The 21628-nt window shown below is 66.2% G+C and carries 16 protein-coding genes and 2 tRNA genes; 12 read left to right on the forward strand and 6 right to left on the reverse strand.

Annotated features, from left to right (window positions below; all coding sequences use genetic code 11):
* The first annotated feature begins 111 nt into the window (after positions 1 to 111).
* From uvrC to F791_RS0109455, 7 genes are all read left to right on the forward strand, one after another.
* A complete protein-coding gene (gene uvrC / locus F791_RS0109425; RefSeq protein WP_018994147.1) occupies positions 112 to 1941 on the forward strand; it encodes an excinuclease ABC subunit UvrC in 1830 nt (609 codons plus the stop codon).
* A 7-nt stretch (positions 1942 to 1948) separates the two neighbouring features.
* The gene (gene pgsA, locus F791_RS0109430; protein ID WP_018138532.1) at positions 1949 to 2500 is read left to right on the forward strand and encodes a CDP-diacylglycerol--glycerol-3-phosphate 3-phosphatidyltransferase; all 552 of its coding nucleotides are present in this window, start codon (positions 1949 to 1951) and stop codon (positions 2498 to 2500) included.
* Positions 2501 to 2574: 74 nt separating this feature from the next.
* Positions 2575 to 2650 (forward strand) — tRNA-Gly (locus tag F791_RS0109435).
* Positions 2651 to 2748: 98 nt separating this feature from the next.
* Positions 2749 to 2822, forward strand: a tRNA-Cys gene (locus F791_RS0109440).
* A 158-nt stretch (positions 2823 to 2980) separates the two neighbouring features.
* Complete coding sequence (locus F791_RS0109445) at positions 2981 to 4342, forward strand: GntP family permease (protein WP_018138533.1); 1362 nt, start codon at positions 2981 to 2983, stop codon at positions 4340 to 4342.
* 13 nt (positions 4343 to 4355) lie between these two features.
* Positions 4356 to 5486 carry a glycerate kinase gene (locus F791_RS0109450; RefSeq protein ID WP_019592480.1) on the forward strand — a complete coding sequence of 377 codons (1131 nt, stop codon included), beginning with the start codon at positions 4356 to 4358 and terminating at the stop codon, positions 5484 to 5486.
* A gap of 133 nt (positions 5487 to 5619) precedes the next feature.
* Entirely contained in the window at positions 5620 to 8148 is a 2529-nt protein-coding gene (locus F791_RS0109455) for an EAL domain-containing protein (RefSeq protein WP_018994145.1), read from the forward strand.
* A gap of 36 nt (positions 8149 to 8184) precedes the next feature.
* Here the strand turns inward: F791_RS0109455 and F791_RS0109460 are convergent, their stop codons facing one another.
* A complete protein-coding gene (locus tag F791_RS0109460; RefSeq protein ID WP_012982971.1) occupies positions 8185 to 10305 on the reverse strand; it encodes an EAL domain-containing protein in 2121 nt (706 codons plus the stop codon).
* Positions 10306 to 10342: 37 nt separating this feature from the next.
* On the reverse strand, positions 10343 to 12454 hold the full coding sequence (locus F791_RS0109465; protein WP_018994144.1) for an HDOD domain-containing protein: 2112 nt from the start codon (positions 12452 to 12454) through the stop codon (positions 10343 to 10345).
* A 190-nt stretch (positions 12455 to 12644) separates the two neighbouring features.
* On the opposite strand from F791_RS0109465, the gene F791_RS0109470 reads away from it, so the two are divergent.
* Positions 12645 to 14204: a MinD/ParA family protein gene (locus F791_RS0109470; RefSeq protein ID WP_018994143.1), complete on the forward strand. Its 1560-nt coding sequence runs from the start codon at positions 12645 to 12647 to the stop codon at positions 14202 to 14204.
* Here the strand turns inward: F791_RS0109470 and F791_RS13530 are convergent.
* On the reverse strand, positions 14130 to 14306 hold the full coding sequence (locus tag F791_RS13530; protein ID WP_012982968.1) for a PLDc N-terminal domain-containing protein: 177 nt from the start codon (positions 14304 to 14306) through the stop codon (positions 14130 to 14132). The two genes, F791_RS0109470 and F791_RS13530, sit on opposite strands and share 75 nt — an antisense overlap.
* 153 nt (positions 14307 to 14459) lie before the next feature.
* On the opposite strand from F791_RS13530, the gene F791_RS0109475 reads away from it, so the two are divergent.
* Positions 14460 to 14915 (forward strand): YaiI/YqxD family protein, encoded by a 456-nt coding sequence (locus F791_RS0109475; RefSeq protein WP_018138539.1) that lies wholly within the window; start codon positions 14460 to 14462, stop codon positions 14913 to 14915.
* A 9-nt stretch (positions 14916 to 14924) separates the two neighbouring features.
* Here the strand turns inward: F791_RS0109475 and F791_RS0109480 are convergent, their stop codons facing one another.
* Entirely contained in the window at positions 14925 to 15473 is a 549-nt protein-coding gene (locus F791_RS0109480) for a pyridoxamine 5'-phosphate oxidase family protein (protein WP_018138540.1), read from the reverse strand.
* Positions 15474 to 15571: 98 nt separating this feature from the next.
* Between F791_RS0109480 and F791_RS0109485 the strand changes: the two genes are divergently transcribed.
* From F791_RS0109485 to F791_RS0109495, 3 genes are all read left to right on the forward strand, one after another.
* Positions 15572 to 15937 carry a hypothetical protein gene (locus tag F791_RS0109485; RefSeq protein WP_012982965.1) on the forward strand — a complete coding sequence of 122 codons (366 nt, stop codon included), beginning with the start codon at positions 15572 to 15574 and terminating at the stop codon, positions 15935 to 15937.
* Positions 15938 to 16009: 72 nt separating this feature from the next.
* Positions 16010 to 16333 carry a non-heme iron oxygenase ferredoxin subunit gene (locus F791_RS0109490; RefSeq protein WP_012982964.1) on the forward strand — a complete coding sequence of 108 codons (324 nt, stop codon included), beginning with the start codon at positions 16010 to 16012 and terminating at the stop codon, positions 16331 to 16333.
* A 133-nt stretch (positions 16334 to 16466) separates the two neighbouring features.
* Complete coding sequence (locus tag F791_RS0109495) at positions 16467 to 18572, forward strand: DUF1631 family protein (protein ID WP_018994142.1); 2106 nt, start codon at positions 16467 to 16469, stop codon at positions 18570 to 18572.
* Between the two features lie 61 nt (positions 18573 to 18633).
* On the opposite strand, the gene F791_RS0109500 is transcribed toward F791_RS0109495, so the two are convergent.
* Positions 18634 to 20583 (reverse strand): SpoIIE family protein phosphatase, encoded by a 1950-nt coding sequence (locus F791_RS0109500; RefSeq protein WP_018994141.1) that lies wholly within the window; start codon positions 20581 to 20583, stop codon positions 18634 to 18636.
* The gene (locus F791_RS0109505; protein ID WP_018994140.1) at positions 20580 to 21539 is read right to left on the reverse strand and encodes an ABC transporter substrate-binding protein; all 960 of its coding nucleotides are present in this window, start codon (positions 21537 to 21539) and stop codon (positions 20580 to 20582) included. The genes F791_RS0109500 and F791_RS0109505 overlap by 4 nt, the downstream gene beginning before the upstream one ends.
* Positions 21540 to 21628 lie beyond the last annotated feature (89 nt).

Here is a 21628-nt window from a genome sequence, read left to right on the forward strand (position 1 = left end):
GAGGTACCAACGTGCGAAGGGCATTGAACGCCCTCTGCTGACATCTCTCACGCCCAGTTGCCCTGCAGGTTTGGCCGACTCCCTTGGCCGTTCCGGTATCCTGAAGCTGTCATGAGTGCCTCCGACACCAGTTTCGATTCCAAGGCCTTCCTGAAGACGCTGACGCAGTCGCCCGGCGTCTATCAGATGCTGGATGCCAGCGGCGGCGTGCTGTACGTCGGCAAGGCGCGCAATCTCAGGAGCCGTGTGGCCAGCTACTTTCGCGGTTCGGATGATCGCGGGCCGCGGATCCGGTCGATGGTGCGCCAGATCGCGGACATCCGCGTCGCGGTCACGCACACCGAGGCCGAGGCCCTGCTGCTCGAGGCCAACCTGATCAAGCGCCACCGGCCGCGCTACAACGTGCTGCTGCGCGACGACAAAAGCTACCCCTACATCTTCGTGTCCGGTCAGGAGTACCCGCGTCTGGGTTTTCACCGGGGCGCGAAAAAGAAGGGCGTGCGCTATTTCGGTCCGTACCCGTCGGCCGGGGCGGTGCGCGAGAGCCTGGCGCTGCTGCAGAAGCTGTTTCAGGTGCGTCAGTGCGAGGACAGCGTGTTCGCGCACCGCTCCCGGCCCTGCCTGCAGTATCAGATCGGGCGCTGTACGGCACCCTGCGTGGGCTACATCACGCCCGAGGAGTATGCCCGCGACGTCGAGTCTTCCGTGCAGTTCCTGCAGGGCAAGAGCGAGGTGGTGATCGCCGATCTGATGCAGCGCATGGAGGCGGCCTCCGAGCGTCTCGACTTCGAGCATGCGGCCCGGCTGCGGGACCAGATCGCGCGGCTGCGCCAGATCTCCGAGCAGCAGTTTGTCTCCGGCGGCGAGGGCGATGCCGACGTGATTGCGCTGGCGCAGGAGGCGGGCGCGGTGGCCGTGGAGATCTTCTTCGTGCGCGGCGGACAGAACCTGGGCAACCGCGAGCTGTTCCCGAACGTGCCGGAGGCCACTGACACCGGGGAGATCATGGCGGCGGTGCTGGCGCAGTACTACGCCGAACGCGAACCGCCGGCGCGCGTGCTGCTGTCGCACGAGCCGGAAGGCGCGCCGGCGCTGGAGGCCTTCCTGATGGAGCGCCGCGGGGGCCGCAAGGTCCAGGTCGCCTGGTCGCTGCGCGGGGATCGGGCGCGCTGGCTGGATATGGCGCGGCGCAATGCCGAACTGGCGCTGAAGACCCGCATTGCCAGTCAGGCCGGACAGACCGCGCGCCTGGACGCCCTCACCGCCGAACTGAATCTGGAGAATCCCCCGAAGCGCATGGAGTGCTTCGACATCTCGCACACCGGCGGCGAGCGCACGGTCGCTTCTTGTGTGGTGTTTGGGCCCGAGGGGCCGATCAAGTCCGACTACCGGCGGTTCAACATCGACGGCATCGAGCCCGGCGACGATTACGCCGCGATGCATCAGGCCCTGAGCCGGCGCTTCGCGCGGCTGAAGAAGGGGGAAGGGCAGGAGCCGGACATCCTGTTCATCGATGGTGGCAAGGGGCAGGTTACGCAGGCGCTCAATGCGCTGGCGGACCTCGGGCTGGATCACATCCGCGTGATCGGCGTCGCCAAGGGCGAGGAACGCCGGCCGGGTATGGAAACTCTGATATTGAGCGAGGTGGAGGCCCCCTCTATACTCCCCGCGCACTCGGGTGCGCTGCACCTGATCCAGCAGATTCGCGACGAGGCGCACCGATTCGCGATCACTGGGCACCGTGCGCGCCGTGCCAAGGCGCGCAAGGAATCGACCCTGGAGTCGATCCCGGGGCTGGGGCCGAAGCGCCGCAGCGCGTTGCTGCGCCACTTCGGGGGGCTGCGCGGAGTGGCCCGGGCCGGCGTCGACGAGCTGACCAAGGTGCCGGGCATCCACCGGCGGCTCGCGCAGGCGATTTACGACCAGTTTCACGAGGGCTGACCAGCAGATGATCCGTGAACTCCCCAACTGGCTGACCTGGTCGCGGATCGTCATGATCCCGCTGCTGATCGTCGTGTTCTACGCGCTGCCGATGCCCACGGCCGGCATCGTCGCGGCGATCGTCTTTGCGCTCGCCGCGATCACCGACTGGGCGGACGGCTACCTGGCCCGGCGCTGGGAGGTGACCAGCCGCTTCGGTGCGTTCCTCGACCCGGTGGCGGACAAGTTGATCGTGGCCGCCGCGCTGGTCCTGGTCGTGGATCACAACCCGGGCGTGGGCCTGGCGCTGGCGGCGGTCGTCATTATCGGGCGCGAGATCGCGATCTCGGCCTTGCGCGAATGGATGGCCGAGGTCGGCGCCAGCGCGAAGGTGGCCGTATCCTGGGTCGGCAAGGTCAAGACCACCGCCCAGATGGTGGCGATCTTCCTCCTGCTGTGGGCGGAGCCGGTCGCCGGGCTGCCGATTTTCGCGATCGGTGAATGGCTGCTGTATCTGGCGGCCATCCTGACGCTGGTCTCGATGGTGCAGTACATGCTGGCGGCTGCGCGCGGGCGCTGATTGGCCGCACGGAAACACCGGCGGGGTATTGACGTTCGCCCCCGGTGCGGTAGAATACGCGCCGTTAACGAAGAGCGGGAATAGCTCAGCTGGTAGAGCACAACCTTGCCAAGGTTGGGGTCGCGAGTTCGAATCTCGTTTCCCGCTCCAACAGATTCCTGAAACCCCGGTTCGGCCGGGGTTTTCTGTTTCGGCCGCCGCCTGTCGCATCACGCGGGCATCATGCGGACCGGGACCCACCCGATACAGGCTGGGTGGCAGAGTGGTTATGCAGCGGACTGCAAATCCGTGTACGCCGGTTCGATTCCGACCCCAGCCTCCATCATCGCGCTTCGCGCCAGGGCCGCCTTCGGGCGGCCTTTTCTTTTGTCGGTATGGCGTGCCAGCGCGGATCGAAATCAGTATGGAAATTCTCGTCCCAATAAGGGTTACAGGGTCTATGCTCTTAACTCGATAACCACAACAAGACGGGGACGCGAGATGCTGATTGTTGGCCTGATTATCGTCGTGGCGGCACTGGTGTTTGCCACCGTGAAGCTGCGAGTCCACCCCTTCCTTGCCCTGTTGCTGGCGGCCTTCGTGATGGCACTGATCGGAGGTATTGCCCCGAAAGAGGCGATCAGCGTCATCAACGACGGCTTCGGCGGTACGCTCGGCTATATCGGGATCGTGATCGCGCTGGGTACGATCATCGGGGTGATCCTGGATCGCACCGGGGCGGCGATCGTGATGGCGGAGGCGATCATTCGGGCGTTGTCGGATCGATTCCCGAACCTTACGGCCACGATCATCGGCTACATCGTGTCCATCCCGGTGTTCTGCGACTCCGGCTACGTAATCCTGAACTCCCTGAAGAACGCGCTGGCGAAGAAGGCGGGCGTGTCCCTGGTGGCGATGAGTGTGGCACTGGCGACGGGTCTGTTCGCCACGCATAACTTCGTCCCGCCGACCCCGGGTCCGATCGCCGCGGCCAGCAACATCGGCATCGCCGATGCGCTAGGGCTGGTGATCCTGTTCGGCCTGTTGGTGGCCGCCGTGGCGGCGGCAGTGGGCTGGCTCTGGGCGAGCCGCTATACCCACGCGAACGACGACGAACTGCTCGAGCCAGACCCGATCGAGGAGGCGACTGGCCAGGAGGTGAAGAAGCCGGAGCCCGATCTGGCCCATCGCCCGTCCACCCTGGCGGCATTCATGCCGATCCTGGCGCCGATTGTACTGATCTCCATCGGTTCGATCGCGTCGCTGGCCACGCGCGATGCCGATCCCGGCATGTTCGCGGAGGGGCTGATCTTCCTCGGCCAGCCGGTGGTCGCCTTGGCGATTGGCGTGGTGTTCGCCCTGCTGCTGGTGAAGGGTGGTGACAAACGCGGGCGTTTCCACCAGATGACGGTCGATGCGGTCCTGCTCGCGGCGCCGATCCTGCTGATCACTGGGGCCGGCGGCGCGTTTGGCTCCGTGCTGCAGGAGACCCCGATTGGTGACCAGCTCGGCGACATGCTGACCGGTCTTGGACTGGGGCTGTTGGTGCCGTTCCTGCTCGCGGCTGCGCTGAAGTCGGCCCAGGGTTCGTCGACGGTTGCGCTGGTGGCCGCCTCGAGCATGGTGGCACCACTGCTGCCCTCGCTGGGCCTGGACTCCGACATGGGCATGGTGCTGGCGGTGATGGCTGTCGGTGCCGGCGCTATGACTGTCTCCCACGCGAACGACAGCTTCTTCTGGGTGGTGACCCAGTTCAGCCGCATGAAGGTGTCGACCGCCTACAAGGCCTATACGACCGCCACGCTGTTGCAGGGTGTGAGCGCGATGATCGTGATCTACCTGCTGGGGCTCGTCTTTGTCTGAGCTGAGGCGGGTCGTGCTGTGTCCGGACAGCTTCAAGGGCAGTCTGGATGCGGCAGACGTGGCCCAGGCGATGGCTCGCGGTGTACATGCCGCGAGTCCATCCACCCGCATCCGGGCGTTGCCGATGGCGGATGGAGGAGAAGGGACGGCGGAACTGGTCAGCCATACGATGGGTTGGGCCTGGCATTTGTCCGATGTCCGTGATCCGCGTGGGCAGCATGTCTCGGCGGGCTGGGGGTGCGATGCCGTCACCCGACGCGCGGTGATTGATGTCGCCTCGGCCTGTGGGCTGGACCTGGTGCCCGAGGCCGAGCGCGATCCGTGGAGGCTCGATACCCGCGGCGTGGGGCAGCTGATCCTTGCCGCCCTGGATGCCGGTGCCCGGCATGTGCTGATCGGCCTCGGGGGCAGCGGCACGGTGGATGGCGGTGCCGGGATGCTGCACGCACTGGGGGTCCGCTTTCGGGACCGAGAAGGGGCCGAGCTGGATCCTGTCCCGGACCGGCTGGAGCACCTGGAAAGTGCCGATTTCTCTGGTCTGGAGCCACGGCTTGCGGGACTCCGCATCACGGTGCTGAACGATGTCGACAACCCGTTGACGGGCAACCGGGGTGCTGCGGCGGTGTTCGGCCCGCAAAAGGGCCTGGCCACGAAAGACGTGCCACGCATGGATGCCTACATGGAGCGGCTGGAACGCGCGATTGACGAGGCGGGGGAGTTGCGCCGCCCGGGCGCCATGCCCGGGGCGGGGGCTGCCGGCGGACTGGGCTTTGCACTGGCCTGTGTCCTGCGCGGGCAGTCACGCATGGGGGCGGTGTACCTGGCGGATCTGATCGATCTCGATGCGGCGATCGCCGGGAGCGATCTGGTGATCACGGGTGAGGGGCAGGTCGACGGCCAGACCGCGCATGGCAAGGTCGTGGCCGAGGTGGTTCGGCGGGCACGGCGCTGCTGTGTGCCGGTCGTCGCCGTGGCCGGTTCGATCGATGCCACCCCGGAGGAACTCGAGGCGGTGGGGCTCGCCGACGCGCGCGCCCTTTGTGATGGCACGATCACGCTGGAGCAGGCGATGGGCGAGCCCGGGCGCTGGATCATGGAGCGTACGCGCGCACTGGTGGAGGCGCGAGGGGCGCGATCGGTCTAACGAACGGATAACAACGGGCGGTCCGTGGCCTGGCCATCCATGGCACTATGCGGTACCGAACGCACAGGGGCGCGTCGTGCCTGATTGGAAACCCAGAACCAGGAGCAAATGGACGCGATGGCGCCGTGCGGTCATGCCTGTCCTGCTGGCGGTGTCCCTGTGCCTGCCCGCCGGGGCCGGCGCGGATGATCCCCTGCGCATAGGGCTGTACGAGAACGTGCCCAAGGTCGGCACGGGTGACGATGGGGCGGCAGGGGGCGTGTTCGTCGAGTTGCTGGACGCCATCGCGCGACGCGAGCACTGGCGGCTGGAGTATGTCTCGTGCGAGTGGTCGGCCTGTCTGGAGGCCCTGGAGGCGGGCGAGATCGACCTGATGCCGGATGTCGCGCTGACGCCGGAGCGGCGCGAGAGCCTCGCGTTTCACTCGATCCCGGTGGCTCAGGCATGGAGCCAGGTGCTGGCGCCGATCGATTCGGGGCTGGATCGCATCGAAGCGCTGGAAGGCCTCCGCCTTGCGGTGCTCGATGGATCGATTCAATACGACTACCTGCGCGAGTACGCACTGGACACCGGCCTGGACTGGACCCTTGTGACCCGTGGCGACATGGAATCCGTGCTGGCTGCTGTCGCGTCGGGCGATGCCGACGTGGCGATCACAAACAACTTCTATGCGCGGCGTCATGCACGCCAGCATATGCTGGTGGAAACCCCCGTCACCTTCGACCAGGTCGGTCTTTACTACGCCGCTGCCCCTGGGCGGCAGGATGACCGACTGGAGGTGATCGACGCCTACCTCCAGCGCTGGAAGGGCGACGCGGGGTCGCCCTATCAGCACGCGATGGAGCAGGCACTGGAACCACCCCTCGGGGAGGGGGAAATCCCGACGTGGGCCTGGTCGGCGCTGGCGTCCGCCGCCGTGATCGCACTCGTCCTGGGGCTGATGGCGGTCTGGTTGCGACGCACCGTGCGCGCGCAGACACGTGCCCTGCGCGAGGCCAATCAGCGTCTCGAACACCTGCTCGAGAGTGGACCGGTCGTGCTCTATCAACTCAATGCGCTGGATTTCAAGCCGCTTTGGGTGAGTGGCAACTTCGCGCGGCTGTTTGGATTCAATTCCAGGGTGGCGCTGCAGCCGGGCTGGTGGGAGCAGCAAGTCCATCCGGAGGACCGGGCCACGGCCATGCGCGAGAACCGGCGTTTGCAGGAGGAACGCCACATGGTCCGTGAACTGCGCCTGTTCGACGGCTGGGGCAAGCTGCGCCATATCCGCGACGAGATGCGGATCATTCCCGGCGGCAATCAGGGACAGCGCGGGGCCGAGGTGGTCGGCAGCTGGACGGATCTCACCGCCAGCATGGAGCAGAAAGAAGCGCTGCGGCAGATGGCCCATTACGACGCGCGTACCGGCCTCCCGAACCGCGTGCTGTTGCACGACCGGCTGGGACACACCCTGGAACGCGCGATGGCCGATGGTCTTGCGCGCTGGGTGGTGCTGATCGACCTGGATCGTTTCCGCAATGTTAACGAAACCCTGGGAACGTCGGCGGGCGACCGCGTGCTGGAAGGTATTGCGGAACGGCTTGGGGGGTTACTGGGGCCGCAGGATACGGTGTCTCGCGTGGGGGCAGACGAGTTCTGCCTGATTATCGAAAACCCGCCGATGGATGGCGGCGCCGAGGCCTTCCTCGAGCAGCTGCTGGAAGCCTTGCGCGAACCCTGCGCTATCGGTGGGCGTGCGCTGGTCACCACGGCGAGCGTCGGGCTGGCGACGTTCCCCGAACATGGCAACACGCGTGACGAATTGTTGACCGCCGCGGAACTCGCAATGGCGGCCTCGCGCAGCGTTGGCGGGGACACCTGGCATGTCTACGAGCCCGGAATGGGGGCGCAGACGGAACATCGTCTGTTCCTGGAAAACGACCTGCGTAGCGCCATCGCCAACGACGAGCTGCTGCTCTACTTTCAGCCGCAGCTGGAGATGCAGTCGGGCCGGCTGGTGGGGATGGAGGCGCTGGTGCGCTGGCGTCATCCACAGCGCGGAATGGTGTCCCCCGCGGAGTTCATCCCGCTGGCGGAAGAGACGGGGATGATCCAGGCCATTGATCGCTGGGTGTTGAACGCGGCCTGTGCCCAGCTGGCGCATTGGGACCAGGACGGCCGAGGCGTGCCGACCGTGGCCGTGAACCTGTCCGCGCGCGAGCTGCATGACGAAACTCTGGTGGCGGCGATCCAGGAGATCCTGGAGCACCACGGTCTGGAGCCCGACCGGCTGGAGCTGGAACTGACCGAGACCATGATGATGGAGCAGCCAGAGCGGGCGCTGGCCGTGCTGCACCGCCTGGAAACGCTCGGCGTGACGCTGGCCATGGATGACTTCGGTGCGGGCTATTCCAACCTGGCGCATCTGCGTCGCTTGCCGCTGCGGCGGCTGAAGATCGACCAGTCACTGGTCCGCGATATCGGGCACTCGCGCAACAACGAATCGATTATCCGCGCCATCATTGCCCTGGCGGACGCACTGGGGCTGGACCTGATTGCCGAGGGTGTGGAAGAAGCGGGCCAGCAAGCGTTCCTGCTACGCGAGGGCTGCCGTTTCGGGCAGGGCTACCTGCTGGGCCGCCCGGCCCCGGCCGATAATGCCTTGCAAGGCATTGGCGCATAGTCTGCTGCGAGGGCGGGACGGGACCGCAAACCGGATTCAGGATCGGGCAGTTCGACGCCCGAAGTCGGATTCCGCCTGTAGCAGGTCCGCGAGGGGGGAAGGGTGCCCGAACAGGAAGCCCTGCATCATCGGGCAGCCAAGGCGGCGCAGATACTCCTGCTGGGCTGCGGTCTCCACGCCCTCCGCGACGATGTTCATCTGCAGGCCGCGTGCCATCGATACGATCGCGTTAACGATACAGGCCTCCCCGTCGGTACAGATGGTGAGGGTGAAGCTGCGATCAATCTTCAGGGTGTGGACCGGCAGCTTCTGCAGATAGCTCAGCGACGAATAACCGGTGCCGAAGTCATCCACTGCCACCTGGACGCCGGCTTCGCACAGGCGGTTGAGTTTGGCCACGGTATCGTGGGTGTCGCTCATCAACAGGCTTTCGGTGATCTCGATCTCCAGCAGTTCTGCGGGGAAGCCGGTCTCGACCAGCAGTCCCAGTACGCCGTCGACAAAGTCGTCGCGCTCGATCAGTACCGGTGACAGGTTCACAGCCAGGCGCAGGTTGGGTACGTGTTGATGGGCTTTGCGTATGTCGCCGAGGGCGTTGCGCAGGGTCGCGCGATCGAGGTCGACGATCAGACGTGTGTCTTCGGCGACCGGGATGAATTCGGCTGGGCCCAGCATGCCGCGATCGGGGTGATTCCAGCGAACCAACGCCTCGACGCCCAGGAGCTGTCCTGTCTCGCCATCGACCTGCGGCTGGTAGAGGATGTGGAACTCTTCGCGCTCCAGGGCCTTGCGCAGGTCCTGCTCCAATTGCAGGCGGTGTGGCGTGTTGCCGTGCATCTCCGGTGCGAACAGGCGGATGCCATTCTTGCCCGTGTTCTTTTCCCGGTACATCGCGATGTCGGCATGCCGGATCAGGGTCTCGAGCGTGTCGCCCCCCTCGGGGTAGATCGCGATCCCGATGCTGGCCCCGACATACAACTCGTGGTCGCCCCCCAGGTGGAACGGTTCATTGAGGCTTTCGAGGATCTTTTCGGCTACATCAACCGCGGCCTCCTGGCGGCTGATCTGAGGGAGCAGCAGGGTAAATTCGTCGCCGCCGAAGCGCGACAGCGTATCCCCTTTGCGAATGCAGCCCAGCAGGCGCTGGGCGACGGCCTGCAGCAGGCGGTCGCCGATGGTGTGCCCCAGCGAATCGTTGATGACCTTGAAGCGGTTGAGGTCGATGAACATCACGGCCAGGGGGTGACCCTGGCGCTGTGCCTGGGCGATGGCCACATCGACCCGGTCGCGGAACAGGGCACGATTGGGCAGGCGCGTAAGCAGGTCGTGGTAGGCCTGAAAGTTGATGAAGGCTTCTGACTCTTTGCGGTCGGTGATGTCGCGGGCAGTCCCGTAGACCAGGGTCTCGCCTGTATCGTCGCTGGCCGCCGTCGGCCAGACCGCGACCTCGAAATAGCGCCGGGTGCGGGCCATCTCCCGCGGCTTGAGCGCGAGCTCCACGGAGCGGATGTGGGCATGGCTGCGCCCGGCCTGCTCGAAGAAGTACTCCGCCTTCTCGTGGTCGTCGGTTTCGACCAGATCCAGGACACGGGTGTCCAGCAGGTCCTGACGGGAATAGCCGAGCAACTCGTGGACGCGCGAATTCACGAAACGAAACCGACCGTCGCGGTCCAGGATGAACACGATGTCCGGCGAGTTGTTGACGATCAGCCGGTGCAGGCGCTCGGAACGCTCCAGGCGTGCCCGCATGTGGCGATTGGCGTCTTCCAGGTCTTTTTTGTGCAGGGCATTGCGGACGGTCGCCAGCAGCTCGTCGGGCTGGTAGGGCTTTTTCAGGTAGTCGGAGGCCCCGTCGCGCAGGGCGCCGGCGACATCGTCCACCGAGGTGTTGCCGCTGATGACCACCACAGGGACCGCGAGCCCGGCGGCCTGGATGAAGCGCAGGACATCACGCCCCCCCAGTTCCGGCATGCACAGATCGAGCAGCAGGAGATCGGGCGGATCCCGCCGCAGGGCCTCGATAGCGCTGCCGCCGCCCGGCGCGGTTTCCACGTTGAACGTTTGTAGTTCCAGCAGCTGGCGCACGCTTTCCAGAAGGCGCGGGTCGTCGTCGACGACGAGGATGCGAGGGGTCTGTGGTGTGCCGGGTTCGTTCATGTGCGGCTCCCGCCGTGGTCTCGCATCATCGCGGGGGCTATCCCTGTCCCGCCCCGAGGGCTCCGGTTTCGGCCTCGCGATGGGGGAGCCGAATCTCGAACCGCGTTCCTTCGCGGTCGCTGTCGCACTGGATGTGAGCGCCGATCTCGTCCGCCAGGCGGCGGACAATACTCAGGCCTAGCCCGGCGTGCCCCTCGCCCTTGTGCGACTCCACCGGCCGATAATGGGCCGCGCGGACCTCCGGGGGAAGCCCGGGGCCGTCGTCGGCGACCACCAGTGCCACCACGCTGGTCCCATTGAAGCTCTCGGGGTCACGGGTCTGCAGCCGAATGACGCCCCCCGGCTGCAGGGCCTCGGCGGCGTTTTTGAGCAGGTTCGTCAGAATCTGGCGCACATGGTCGCTGGAGACAGACAAGGGCGCATCGCCGGGTGCCAGATCCAGTTCCAGGCGGATGCCCCGCGTGTGGCAAAGAGAGCGGTCCACGATGTCGGCCACGTCCTGGACCAGCCGATTAAGCGAGGATGGCGGTCCGTCCACTGCCTGGTCGGGTTCCTTTAGACGCAGCAGGATGCGGCCGACGCGATCAATCTCCTCCTTGATCAGGGCCAGTTCCTGGCTGGCCTCGTGCTCATCGCCCAGCTTTGTGTTCAACACACCCAGATAATTCTGGATGATGCTGAGGGGGTTGCCCGCCTCGTGCAGCGTCTCGCGGATTCGCTCCTGCGTCGTATCGTCGGTGTGCGCTTGCTCGGGCGGGTCGGACTGCGAGGTGCACAGCGCGCGTGCAATCTCTCGCGCCAGGGCCCGGACAAATCCGGTTCGGGGTTCCAGGGTCTGGGCACGTTCTCGGTCCAGTCCCAGGATCAGCACCCCTGCGGGCGAGGAGTTGGCATCCGCCAGCAGAGGGAATGCCCAGATCACCTCGGCACCGCAGAGCCGGAACAACTGCTGGTCGATGACCGGTGCAGGTGTCTCGCCATCGGGTTTGTGCTGGCGCATCTCGCGGTCCAGCAGGGTGTCGGTCACAAGGCTCCGTCCCGGCAGCAGGGGCAGGGTGAAGTCGGGCTCGTCTTCCTCGCCGAGCCAGGCGGAGACCGATGCACCGTCCGCGTCTGTCAGGAACATCAGGCTGTGTTCGACACCCAGGGTGAGAAACAGCGTTCGCTGGGCGGCCAGACAATGTTCTCGGGGGGTCCGCGAGGCGCGAAGCTCGCCGGACAGCCGCTCCAGCTCGGTGAGGTCGCGGACACGCATCCCCAGCGCCTCGCGCGCCGCCTGATCGGGGTGATGTGCCTCGATATTCGCGGTTTCGGCTCCCGCGTCCAGCTCAATACCCAGGGAACCGGCAACCCGGGTGACATCGTCTTCGATGCGGTTGCGCAGTTCCCGGGTCAGGCCGTCATTGAGCCCAAACAGGTCGTGGGCGGCTGCCAGGGCCGGGTCGCCGATGGCGTCGGGTGGTTCGTCGCCAAGTCGGCTGGCGAGATGGACAATCTTCACTAGGTGGTGTGCATCGCGCACTTGTGCCGTGGGTTCGAGGTGGAAACGCACCGCATCGGTGACGAAGCCGTCCAGGCCCCATTGGTCCAGGTGTTCGGCGGCCAGTTCTGCATGGTGTTGACCGTAGGTCGCCTGTTCACGGGAGACCAGCTCGCGGTGGTCGCTGCTGGCCTCGAGCAGCGGCCAGTAGCGCGCTTCGTCGGACGCCAGTCGCATCAGCTTGCCGAGATCAACCAGAAGCCCTGACAGATACGCCTCTTCGGGCCGTGGGTGGCGTGTCAGGGAGGCGAGGACCTGGCCGAGCATGGCGGTGGTCAGCGCACGGCGCCAGATGGTCCGAAGCGTGCTGGTGCGCTTGGGCTGGTAGCGGCCGAAAAGCTGCTGGATCGCGGCGGTCAGGGCGAGGCTGCGCACGGTGTCCAGCCCCAGGCTGAAAAGGGCTCTATCGATGGTGCGACACGGCGAGCCGCGGTAATAGAACGGGGAGTTGGCTGCCGCGAGGAGGCGTGTGGTCATGCCGGTGTCGCGCAGAATGGCACGGCTGAGGGCCTCGAAATCGGCCTCCGCCGCCTGGCCCGCATCGAGAACGGACGTCAGGGCCTGTGGCAGGCTGGGGATGGTTTCGGTTGCCGTATGCGCCGTGGCCATGCTTCTCCCCGGGACCCGAGAGGGTGCCCTTGTATTGCCCCGATCCGTTGCTGCGTCGCGGCTTCTCGCCCTGGTTCCCGACTATACTGCTGGGACTTGCGTTGCGCCAGCGATTCCAGTAGACGAGACGTTAGGCGTGCGTGAGGCCTATCCCGTGAGGCCACTTCGGAGGCAGGAAGCTTTGAAGCCCATGATCGACAGGCAGTCTGGCACGGCTCGCGTCCAGTCAGCTCAGCCGCGTGTCCTGACAGTGACCAGCGGCAAGGGCGGGGTGGGCAAGTCCAGTATCGCGGTCAACCTCGGGATTACCCTGGCCCGGGCGGGGCGCCGGGTCTGCATCCTGGATGCCGACACGGGGCTTGCCAACGTGAACATCCTGCTGGGGCTGCACCCGCAAAAGGGGCTGGCCGAGGTCCTGACGGGGGAGTGTCCGGTCGAGGATGTCCTTCTCGAGGGCCCCCATGGCCTGAAAGTCATCCCGGGGGCCTCGGGTATCCGCGATTGCGTGGAGTTGTCGGCGGCCCGACAGCGGCGGCTGGTGACCGAGCTGGCGCGGATCGAGCAGCATTTCGATGACCTGATCCTGGATACCGCTGCGGGGATTGGCGATACCACCCTGGATTTCGTCGCCGCCGGACACCAAGTGCTGCTGGTCATTACGCCGGAGCCGACCTCGCTCACCGATGCCTTTTCGTTGCTGAAGGTCGCGCTACGGCGGTATCCGCTCACCTGTCAGGTGGTCGTGAACATGGTGGCCGACATCAGTGAGGCGCGGGCGGTGTATCAGCGCTTCAGTGGTGCGGTGGAGAAGTATCTGAAGATCTCGGTGGGCTTTCTCGGGTTCATTCAGCGCGACGAGAGCCTGCGTGCGGCGGTGACCCTGCAGCACCCCGTAGCGATGTTCTCGGAGCATGATCCGTCAGTACGCCCGTTTCAGCGGCTGGCACAGGCCTTGAACGATCTCTCCTGGGACCCCTCGAACCAGGCCTCGTTCAGCCGTTTCTGGTTCCGGCATCTATTGCGCAAACCCGCATCGAGCGAGCCAGTGGCGGTTGACGCCGGGGCGGATGACACCCCGTCGGAGCAGCCGCTTGCCGAACGGGGTGCCACTCCGGATGTGGAAGTCCCGGCACCGGAGTCCGGCAGTGAGGTGAAGAAGCGGTTCGAGGCCCTGCGGCGGGAGTTCCGTGCCCTGGCGAGCGCGGTCGACGAGCCCTGCGCGCTGGCCGAGTGGATCCAGACGCTGGAGGCCGATTATCGCGATCGCTTTGGCATCCCCGCGGTGGATCCGGAGGCGCTGATCGAATGGCTGCTCGAGCACCCTGAGACCTCCGAAGACGTACTCGAGCGCATCGGCGCGCGTCTGGAACAGGCAACCCGCGGAGAGGATGCCGCTTGCCCGGAGCCGCCCGAAAACGTGGTGACGCCCGACTTTGGCCGCTACGGCCCGCTGGCGGCGAGCGAGCGCCCAACGCCGATCCCGAAACCCGATGCCATACACCGGGTGGATGTGGCGGTGTTCGGCTCGCAGCAGGACCTGTTGCAGTGGTTGCGCGATTCCCGCGACGAGGGACAGCTACTGATCGAGCAGCTTGAGCGGCGCGGGGACGGTGTAGCCCCGTCCCCGCCCATCGGCAACCCGAACGGCGATGATTCGACCGATCCGTCTTCCGGGCTACTTGGGCCCGAGGAGGAGCCAGGCGATCAGCCCCGCCACTGGCAGGAACAGCAGGATCAGAATCCACAGTAGCTTGACCATTGGCCCAGCCGGGCTTTGCGCGGTGCGGACGATGGCCCAGATCACGATGATCAGCCAGATCAGACCGAGAATTCCGGTGACTTCGATACCCATGGGGGCTCCTTGTCGGCGCGAGTGCCGTGTCCGTTGAGCGTAGCACCATGGCATGCGGCCGGGGGCAGGGCCAATCGAAAAGCGGTGGAGTGTGTTGCGCTTCGCCGAACCGGCTATGCTGCGGAACTTCTCTCGAATCGACGATCGGTGAGCATGAAGATATGGGTAGACGCGGACGCCTGTCCCGCGGTGATCAAGGAGATTCTTTTCCGGGCGGCCAACCGCACTCAGGTGCCGCTGACCCTGGTGGCCAATCAGCCGCTGCGCACCCCACCGTCGAAATGGATCGATGCCATTCAGGTGGGTGCCGGCTTCGACGTGGCCGACAACGAGATCGTGCGGCGGCTGGAGTCGGGGGACCTGGTGATCACCGCCGACATCCCGCTGGCGGCCGAGGCCATTGCCAAGGGCGCCCAGGCCCTGAATCCGCGCGGCGAGCTGTATACCGAGGGGACGATCCGCGAGCGCCTCAGCATGCGCGACTTCATGGAGACCCTGCGCTCCAGCGGCGTGGATACGGGCGGTCCCGCCGCCTTCAGCCAGGCCGATCGCCAGGCCTTCGCCAACCAGCTCGACCGCTTGCTGACCCGTCAGGCAAAAGCCCGGTAGGCGGCTCGTTCAGCGTTTCCCAAGTGGGGTCGGCAGGTCGTCGATGCTGACCGCATTCTTTTCCTCCCAGTAGCGTTCCAGGCCCTCGGGGCCCTTGCGTTCGCTCCACTCGGTCAGGGTGGGGCGTGGCTGCAGTTCGCCTTCGGGTACGCCGAAGCCACAGGAGGTCTGAATGCGGTGGATCTCGATGTCGATGATCTGCCGCGTTCCCGGATGTGCAGGGAACGCGCTGTACAGGGATTCCCAGTCGCCATCGGTCGGGAGCACGGTTCGCCCGCGGCCGTATAGCCGGAGAATCTTCGGTTTTCCGGAAAAGGCACAGAACATCAGCGTAATGCGGCCGTTTTCGGCCAAATGGGCGGAGGTCTCGTTGCCGGAGCCGGTCAGGTCGAGATAGGCCGCGCGGCGAGGACCCAGGACGCGCAGGGTGTCCAGCCCCTTGGGAGACAGGTTCACGTGGCCGTCGGCCGCGAGCGGGGCGGAGCCCACGAAATAAACCGGCTGTTCGAGGATGAAGCCCGTGAGTCGTTCGTCGAGGGCAGGGAAGGTCTTGGCCATTGGCATTACCGGCTTGATTGGGGTGAATCGAGACGTTGAAGGCAGGTTTCGGTACCCTCGCGAGCGTACTACAACGTTGCTTCGGCCCGGAGATTCACATGAGACATTCGCTGCGCCCCCTGCTCCTGACGCCCATCCTGGTGGTGGGGCTTGCCGCCTGCGGGGGTGGTGAGCGTGTGTCCGAGGTAACGCTGGCCCAGTTGGCGGGTGCGGCGGGCGAATTCAACGGTGAGCTGGTGCAGACCGAGGGTGTGGTCAAGCGCTTTGACGAGGACCCCGAACGCTACCACTACTGGCTGGAAGACGAGGATGTGAACCGCGTGGCGGTCGAGCCTCACGACGAGGTATCGGATCGGCTGGGGGAACATATCCGCGTGGTCGGGCGCTTCAGCTACCACCCGGAAGAAGGCCGCCTGATCGAGATCGACCCGGCCGCAACGGCAGCCCTGGATGCGACGCCTTAGGGACAGTGTTTCCCAAGATGGAGATTCGCTGGGCGGCAAGTTGAAGCCCAACCACAAGGCCCTGGAGGAGAGATGAGCGAGTGGATCGACGTGGCACCGGTCGACAGTATCGCGGACGGTGAACATCGTCTGGTAGATACGGCGGGAACCGAGGTTGCGATCTTCAACCTCGACGGCGAGTTCTTCGCGGTCGAAAACCTCTGCACGCACGAAGAAGTGCCCATCGCCGATGGCGAGCTCGACGATGACTGTATCACCTGCCCATTGCACGAGGCCCAGTTCTGCCTGCGCACCGGCGAGGTGATGGAGCCCCCGGCGGAGGACCCGCTGACCCGTTTCCCGACTCGCGTGCATGGCGGCATGGTTCAGGTGGGTTCCGAGCCGCTGGACGACTAAGCTCTCCAGTTAACCTCCCGCGCTACGGTGCAAAATAGCAACTTGTGGCTGTTTTGCCGCTTTCTGACCTGTACACTGGCCGATTAACACTGGGCTAACGGCCGCGCCGCGGCCGGTCGCGAAGGCAGGGCGCATGGCGGGAAAGGACTCCAGAGAACAGGGAAACTACCAGGACGACACGGCGATCTGGAGCGGTCTGTCGGGGCTGTCCGAGGCACAGCGTTCCGAGCTGGCCGCCGGTGTCGCCCCGCGCGTGGTCGATCACCTGGATCAATGCATGGAGTGGGTCGCGACCGAATGGAGCGCCGGGCGCGTCTGGGGCGACCAGGAAAGTGATGCGGTCGAATGGGCCAACCAGTTGCATGGCTATCAGTACGTCCTGCGGCGTGAGTTCGAGGAGGCACTGAACCGCGACCTGCGCACCACCACCTATCCGCCCGAATACGATTTCTCCGGCACGCGCTATGCGGGTGGTGATTCCGGGCTGCAAGTGCTCGACGACTACCAGTCCACCCGGCGCTCCCTGCGGCACAAGCTCGAGGGCGTGATCCGCGAGCACAACCGCTACTCCTACTACATGTTCCAGCAGGCCGCGCGCGAGGAGCACCGCTTCGAGCACCCGGGCTGGGCGCCCTGGTCTCCGCTGCACTGGTACGAACGGGTGATCGAGGCCGCCGAACGGCAGTTCGGCCGCACGGCCATGACCCTGGACCTGATGCGGGCCTACGTGAAGTGCATGGGGCGCACAGGCGCCCCGATGCTGGCCTTCGTGGTGGAGACGATTGACGAGTGCGGGCTGGTGACCGAGCCGCCCCGCAGTCCGGAGGCGCACGAGTCGGACTGCGTGCCCCAGCAGCGCGCGAGCTGGGCCCACTACACCGCGGGCAGCCCACCGCGATCCGCCTCCGAATCAACCGCCGGCGGAGACCCGGCGACGCTGGGGCTGGGGGCGGCGGGCTCCAGCGGGACACGCGAAATGCCCGCGCCGGATGCCGACCCCACCGCCTGGGCCCTGTGGGCCCGCGCCCTGGTGCAGGCCCAGGGGTTGCCCGCCAGTTCGCCGCATGCGGCCGGCGTGCCGGATGGGGCCGGCTCCGGGGCCGGGGGCGCGGGCGGCGAGCGTGTGGCCCCGGAATCAGCGGAATTCTCGCGCGAGTCCTTGACCCCGTTCATCCTCGATCTGTTGCAGGGGATGTTTGATCACATCTTTCGGCAGGTCGGGTTCAACTCGCGCGTGCGTGCGGCCATTGCCGACATGCAGTTCTCCCTGGCGCGCGTGGTCATCCGTGATCTCTCGTTCTTCCGCGATCGCTCGCACCCGTTACGCCTGTGGATCGGCAGCCTGATCAACACCGGCGTGCGCGTCAGCCCGGATGACCAGGCCGAGGGCAACGACGCCATTGAGGCCTACTTGCAGCATATCCAGCAGTCGGTCAATCGGCTGCGCCACGAAGCCGACAGCATGGACCGTGATGCCGCGCAGGCCCTGGTGGACGACTGGCTGGCGGCGATCGAGGAAGAGGATGCGCGCTGGCAGGAGCTGCAGGATCCCCATATCGATCCACTGCGCCAGGAGGAGCGCGCGGCGCGCGCGCGGCGCAGCCTGACCATCTGCGTGCTGGAGACCGGCGCGGAGCTGCCGGAACGTTCGGCTGAGCAGATCGCCGAGGCCTGGGAAGACCTGCTGGCCGCCGATGGTGACTCGGCCGAACGGCTGGACCAGGTGGTCAAGGACGTGGCCAAGGCCATCTGCAACCGCGCGACCCCGAAGGAGGTCAACCCGATGGTGCAGCGCATTGTGGCGACCGCGCGCGAGGCCGGGGTCTCCGAGGAGCGCGTGAAGGCCGTGGTGCAGCACTTGGGGCAGGCCCATCTGCAGCGGATCCGGGCCTCAGGAGACGAGCCGCGCTTTGACCCGCAGGAGCGCATTCGGGCGCGCCGTTCCGTCCGCTTCGAGGACGACGATCCGGACCTGCTGGCGGACCAGGACGACCCCTATGTGTTCGAGGCCTCGCGGGTACAGGTCGGGGACTGGTTCGAGTTCATCGACAAGTCGACCGGCGAGACCCAGCGCATGGCGCTGGTCTGGCGCGGGGAGGCCACGCGCCGCTTCCTGTTCCTGTCGCTGGATGGCGTGACCAGCCGTCGCCACAGCCTGCAGGGTGTGGCCCATGAGATGCGCGAGGGCCGCATGCGCGCGCTACCCCGAGACAACCCCCTCGACGCGATGATCCGCTAGCGCCAGGGTCTCTGGGTGCGATGTGGGAGCGGGCTCGCCCGCGAACCCCCTGCCCAGGCTTTTATCTGACGCACTCCCCATCCCCCGGGCAGTAACGCAGCGCCAGCACGGTAATGTCATCCGCCTGTGTAGCACCATCCGCGAAACGCTCGACGGACTCCAGCACCGCATCGACCTGCTCCCGTGCTGGCTGGGATGCGATCCCCCCGTACAAGGCGAACAGCCGGTCCTCCTCATACAGCTTCTGCTCCCCGTCCGCCGCCTCGGTCACCCCGTCGGTATACAGCAGCAACGCATCGCCAGGCGCCAGGCGGACGGTCTGCACCGGGTACTCCATGTCTTCCATCGCCCCCAGCACCAGCCCCGGCGGCAGCTTCAGCCAGTCGTAGGTGCCATCGGCGCGGTGGATCAACGGCGGGTTGTGGCCGGCGTTGGCAAAGCGGACCTCGCCGGTGCCCAGGTCCAGTACCCCGCACAGGTAGGTCACGAACATGCCGTTGTCGTTGTTCAGGCACAGCTCGTTGTTGACGCGGGTCAGGATCTCGCCCGGGTCGCGCGGATCCTGCTCGGCGATGCCCTTGACCAGGGTCTTGGTCACGGCCATGAACAGGGCAGCCGGAACGCCCTTGTCGGAGACATCGCCGACCGCGAAGAACAGGGCGTTGTGCTCGCGCAGCGGGAAGAAGTCGTAGAGATCCCCGCCGACCTCCTTGGCCGGGATCAGGCGCGCCGCGAGGTCGATACCTACATCCAGGTCGGACAGGTCCAGCCGCTTGGGCAGGAAGCTCATCTGGATGTTGCGGGCGATCTTCAGCTCGCTCTCCATGCGCTCCTTGGCGGCGGTGGTCGCGGTCAGGTCGTTGATGTAGTCCTTCAGCGACAGGCGCATCTCGTCCAGCGAATGGGCGAGCTGGCCCACCTCGTCGCCGGTGCGGATCGGCGGCAGCGGGCGGTCCAGATTGCCGCGGGCGATCTCGCCGGCGCTGCTCGCCAGGCCCTTCAGCGGGCGGGTGATGCCGCGCGAGATGCCGATGATGGTGCCGAGCAGGATGAAGAAGCCGATCGCGGCGATGATCAGCACCCAGTGCATCACCCGCAGGATATCCCCGAACAGTTCGCGCTCGGGGATGATCACGCCCACCGCCCAGTTCGCCTCGGGCAGGCGCACGTGATAGAGCCGGGCGGGTTCCTCCAGCAGGGCCTCCGGCACGCGGGAGAAGCCTTCGTCGGTTTGCTGGATGCGCCGTCCGAGTTCGCGCAGTTCCGGCTCGCCCAGGGTTTCGGCCAGGCTGAACAGGCTCTCGCGCATGATCCAGTCGCGCTGTGGATAGGTGATAAAGCGCGTACGCGGGCTGACCAGAAATGCGAAGCCGCTGTCGAAGATCTCCACCTCGTCCACGCGCGCGGTCAGGGCTGGCAGTTCGATGTCCATGGTCACGATCCCGCGCAGTGCCTCGGCGTCGTCGGGGTCGAAGAACGGGCGCGAGTAGGTGGTGATCAGGCGGTTGGGGTCGGCGGCCGATGGAAAGGGCTCGGTCCAGAAGCCGCTGCGCGTGAGCGCCGGGATCTGGTACCAGTCCCGGGTAAAGTAGTCGAAGTCGTCGCCGCCCAGGTGCATGCGCGTGATGCCGTTGGGCGTCTCGTAGGAGAATGGGCCGTAGTAGCGCTCGTCGGGGTCGGCGGCATAGGGCTCGTAGGTCACGGCGGCGCCCTGGACCGCATCCGACTGGAGCGTCACGTTGTCCAGCACGGGAAACAGGCCGTCGGGTCGAATCTGTCCCGAATTCAGGGCGCTGGCGAGGCCCTGTGCCGACCCGGCCACCTCGTTCAGTGACGAGCGGATGCGGTTGGCCGTCGCGTGGGTCAGCTCGCGCGCCTGGTCCTCGGCGTGCTCCAGCATGATATCGCGCACCATCAGGTACAGCGCGCCGGAGGAGATGAAGAAGATCGACCCGGTCGTCAGCAGGGTGACCAGGGCGAGGCGGACGGCGAGGCTCTTGCGGCCGTTCATTGCGTCACGTCCTGGTGAAACTGTTCGTACGGTACCGGCTCCCATTCCAGGTGCCCCAGGTTGCGCATCAGACTGACGGCCAGCTGGTAGTCCTGCCGATCCAGGTGCGGGCCGCGGAGCGCCTCGTCTTCCAGATACAGCGGGCGCAGCGCCTCCAGCATCAGACGCTGGTGCGCCCGATTGGTCGGCTCGCCGGCCTGGATGACGCGATCCATCACCGCGTCCACTGCGGCGTCCGGATGGGCAAACGCGTACTCCCAGCCCCGCAGTGAGACCTCGACGAACGTGCGGACGGCTTCGGGGCGTTCGCGCAATGTCGACTCCAGGACATAGATCCCGTCCTCGGCCAGGCCCACGCCGTGATCCTCCAGTGGCATCACCTCGATCTCGTCCGGATCCAGACCGCTGAGATACAGCTCGACCAGTTCGTTGTAGCGCGTGGCGGTGGCGGCCGCGACCGCGCCGGTGCGCAATGCGGCCATCGTCGCCCCCTGATCGACCGTCTCGGGGTGCACCCCGTAGGTGCGGAACAACGCCTCCGGCTGAAGGCTGAAGCTGGCCCAGCGCGAGACGCGCTGCCCGTCCAGGTCTTCGGGTACCAGGATCCCGGACTCCGCCAGCGATACCAGCACCAGAGAGGAGTCCTGGATCAGTTGTGCTACGTTGACCACGTCCACGCCCTGTTCACGCAATTCCAGGGCCTGGGTGAGATAGAGCAAAGCCACATCGGCCTCCTGGCGGGCCAGCGTGGCGGGGGCGGGGTGCTCCGCGCCGTGCGGGAGTATTTCCAGCTCCAGTCCGGCGTCCTGGTACCAGCCCATCTCCTTGGCCAGGTAAAAGCCGGCGAACTGCGCCTGGGGGACCCAGTGCGGCTGAAAACGCAGGGTCTGCGTGTCGGCCAGCGCGGTGTTGGCGCAAAGGAGCAGGACAGCCGCCAGGGCCAGTACGCGGCGCATGCCGGCGCCCGGGCCATGGGCCGCAGAATTGGGGAATCGTGCGTATGCAGCGTCCATGGGGAGGGAGTCGGCCGTGGGGGGTCTTAGAC

This window comes from Thioalkalivibrio sp. ALRh (assembly GCF_000381425.1).
GTDB lineage: Bacteria > Pseudomonadota > Gammaproteobacteria > Ectothiorhodospirales > Ectothiorhodospiraceae > Thioalkalivibrio.

Bases quoted from the DNA above. Each gene is read 5' to 3' on its own strand.
- uvrC (WP_018994147.1), top strand. From the start codon at position 112: ATGAGTGCCTCCGACACCAGTTTCGATTCCAAGGCCTTCCTGAAGACG.
- pgsA (WP_018138532.1), top strand. From the start codon at position 1,949: ATGATCCGTGAACTCCCCAACTGGCTGACCTGGTCGCGGATCGTCATG.
- F791_RS0109445 (WP_018138533.1), top strand. From the start codon at position 2,981: ATGCTGATTGTTGGCCTGATTATCGTCGTGGCGGCACTGGTGTTTGCC.
- F791_RS0109455 (WP_018994145.1), top strand. From the start codon at position 5,620: ATGCCTGTCCTGCTGGCGGTGTCCCTGTGCCTGCCCGCCGGGGCCGGC.
- F791_RS0109460 (WP_012982971.1), bottom strand. From the start codon at position 10,305: ATGAACGAACCCGGCACACCACAGACCCCTCGCATCCTCGTCGTCGAC.
- F791_RS0109465 (WP_018994144.1), bottom strand. From the start codon at position 12,454: ATGGCCACGGCGCATACGGCAACCGAAACCATCCCCAGCCTGCCACAG.
- F791_RS0109470 (WP_018994143.1), top strand. From the start codon at position 12,645: ATGATCGACAGGCAGTCTGGCACGGCTCGCGTCCAGTCAGCTCAGCCG.
- F791_RS13530 (WP_012982968.1), bottom strand. From the start codon at position 14,306: ATGGGTATCGAAGTCACCGGAATTCTCGGTCTGATCTGGCTGATCATC.
- F791_RS0109475 (WP_018138539.1), top strand. From the start codon at position 14,460: ATGAAGATATGGGTAGACGCGGACGCCTGTCCCGCGGTGATCAAGGAG.
- F791_RS0109480 (WP_018138540.1), bottom strand. From the start codon at position 15,473: ATGGCCAAGACCTTCCCTGCCCTCGACGAACGACTCACGGGCTTCATC.
- F791_RS0109485 (WP_012982965.1), top strand. From the start codon at position 15,572: ATGAGACATTCGCTGCGCCCCCTGCTCCTGACGCCCATCCTGGTGGTG.
- F791_RS0109490 (WP_012982964.1), top strand. From the start codon at position 16,010: ATGAGCGAGTGGATCGACGTGGCACCGGTCGACAGTATCGCGGACGGT.
- F791_RS0109495 (WP_018994142.1), top strand. From the start codon at position 16,467: ATGGCGGGAAAGGACTCCAGAGAACAGGGAAACTACCAGGACGACACG.
- F791_RS0109500 (WP_018994141.1), bottom strand. From the start codon at position 20,583: ATGAACGGCCGCAAGAGCCTCGCCGTCCGCCTCGCCCTGGTCACCCTG.
- F791_RS0109505 (WP_018994140.1), bottom strand. From the start codon at position 21,539: ATGCGCCGCGTACTGGCCCTGGCGGCTGTCCTGCTCCTTTGCGCCAAC.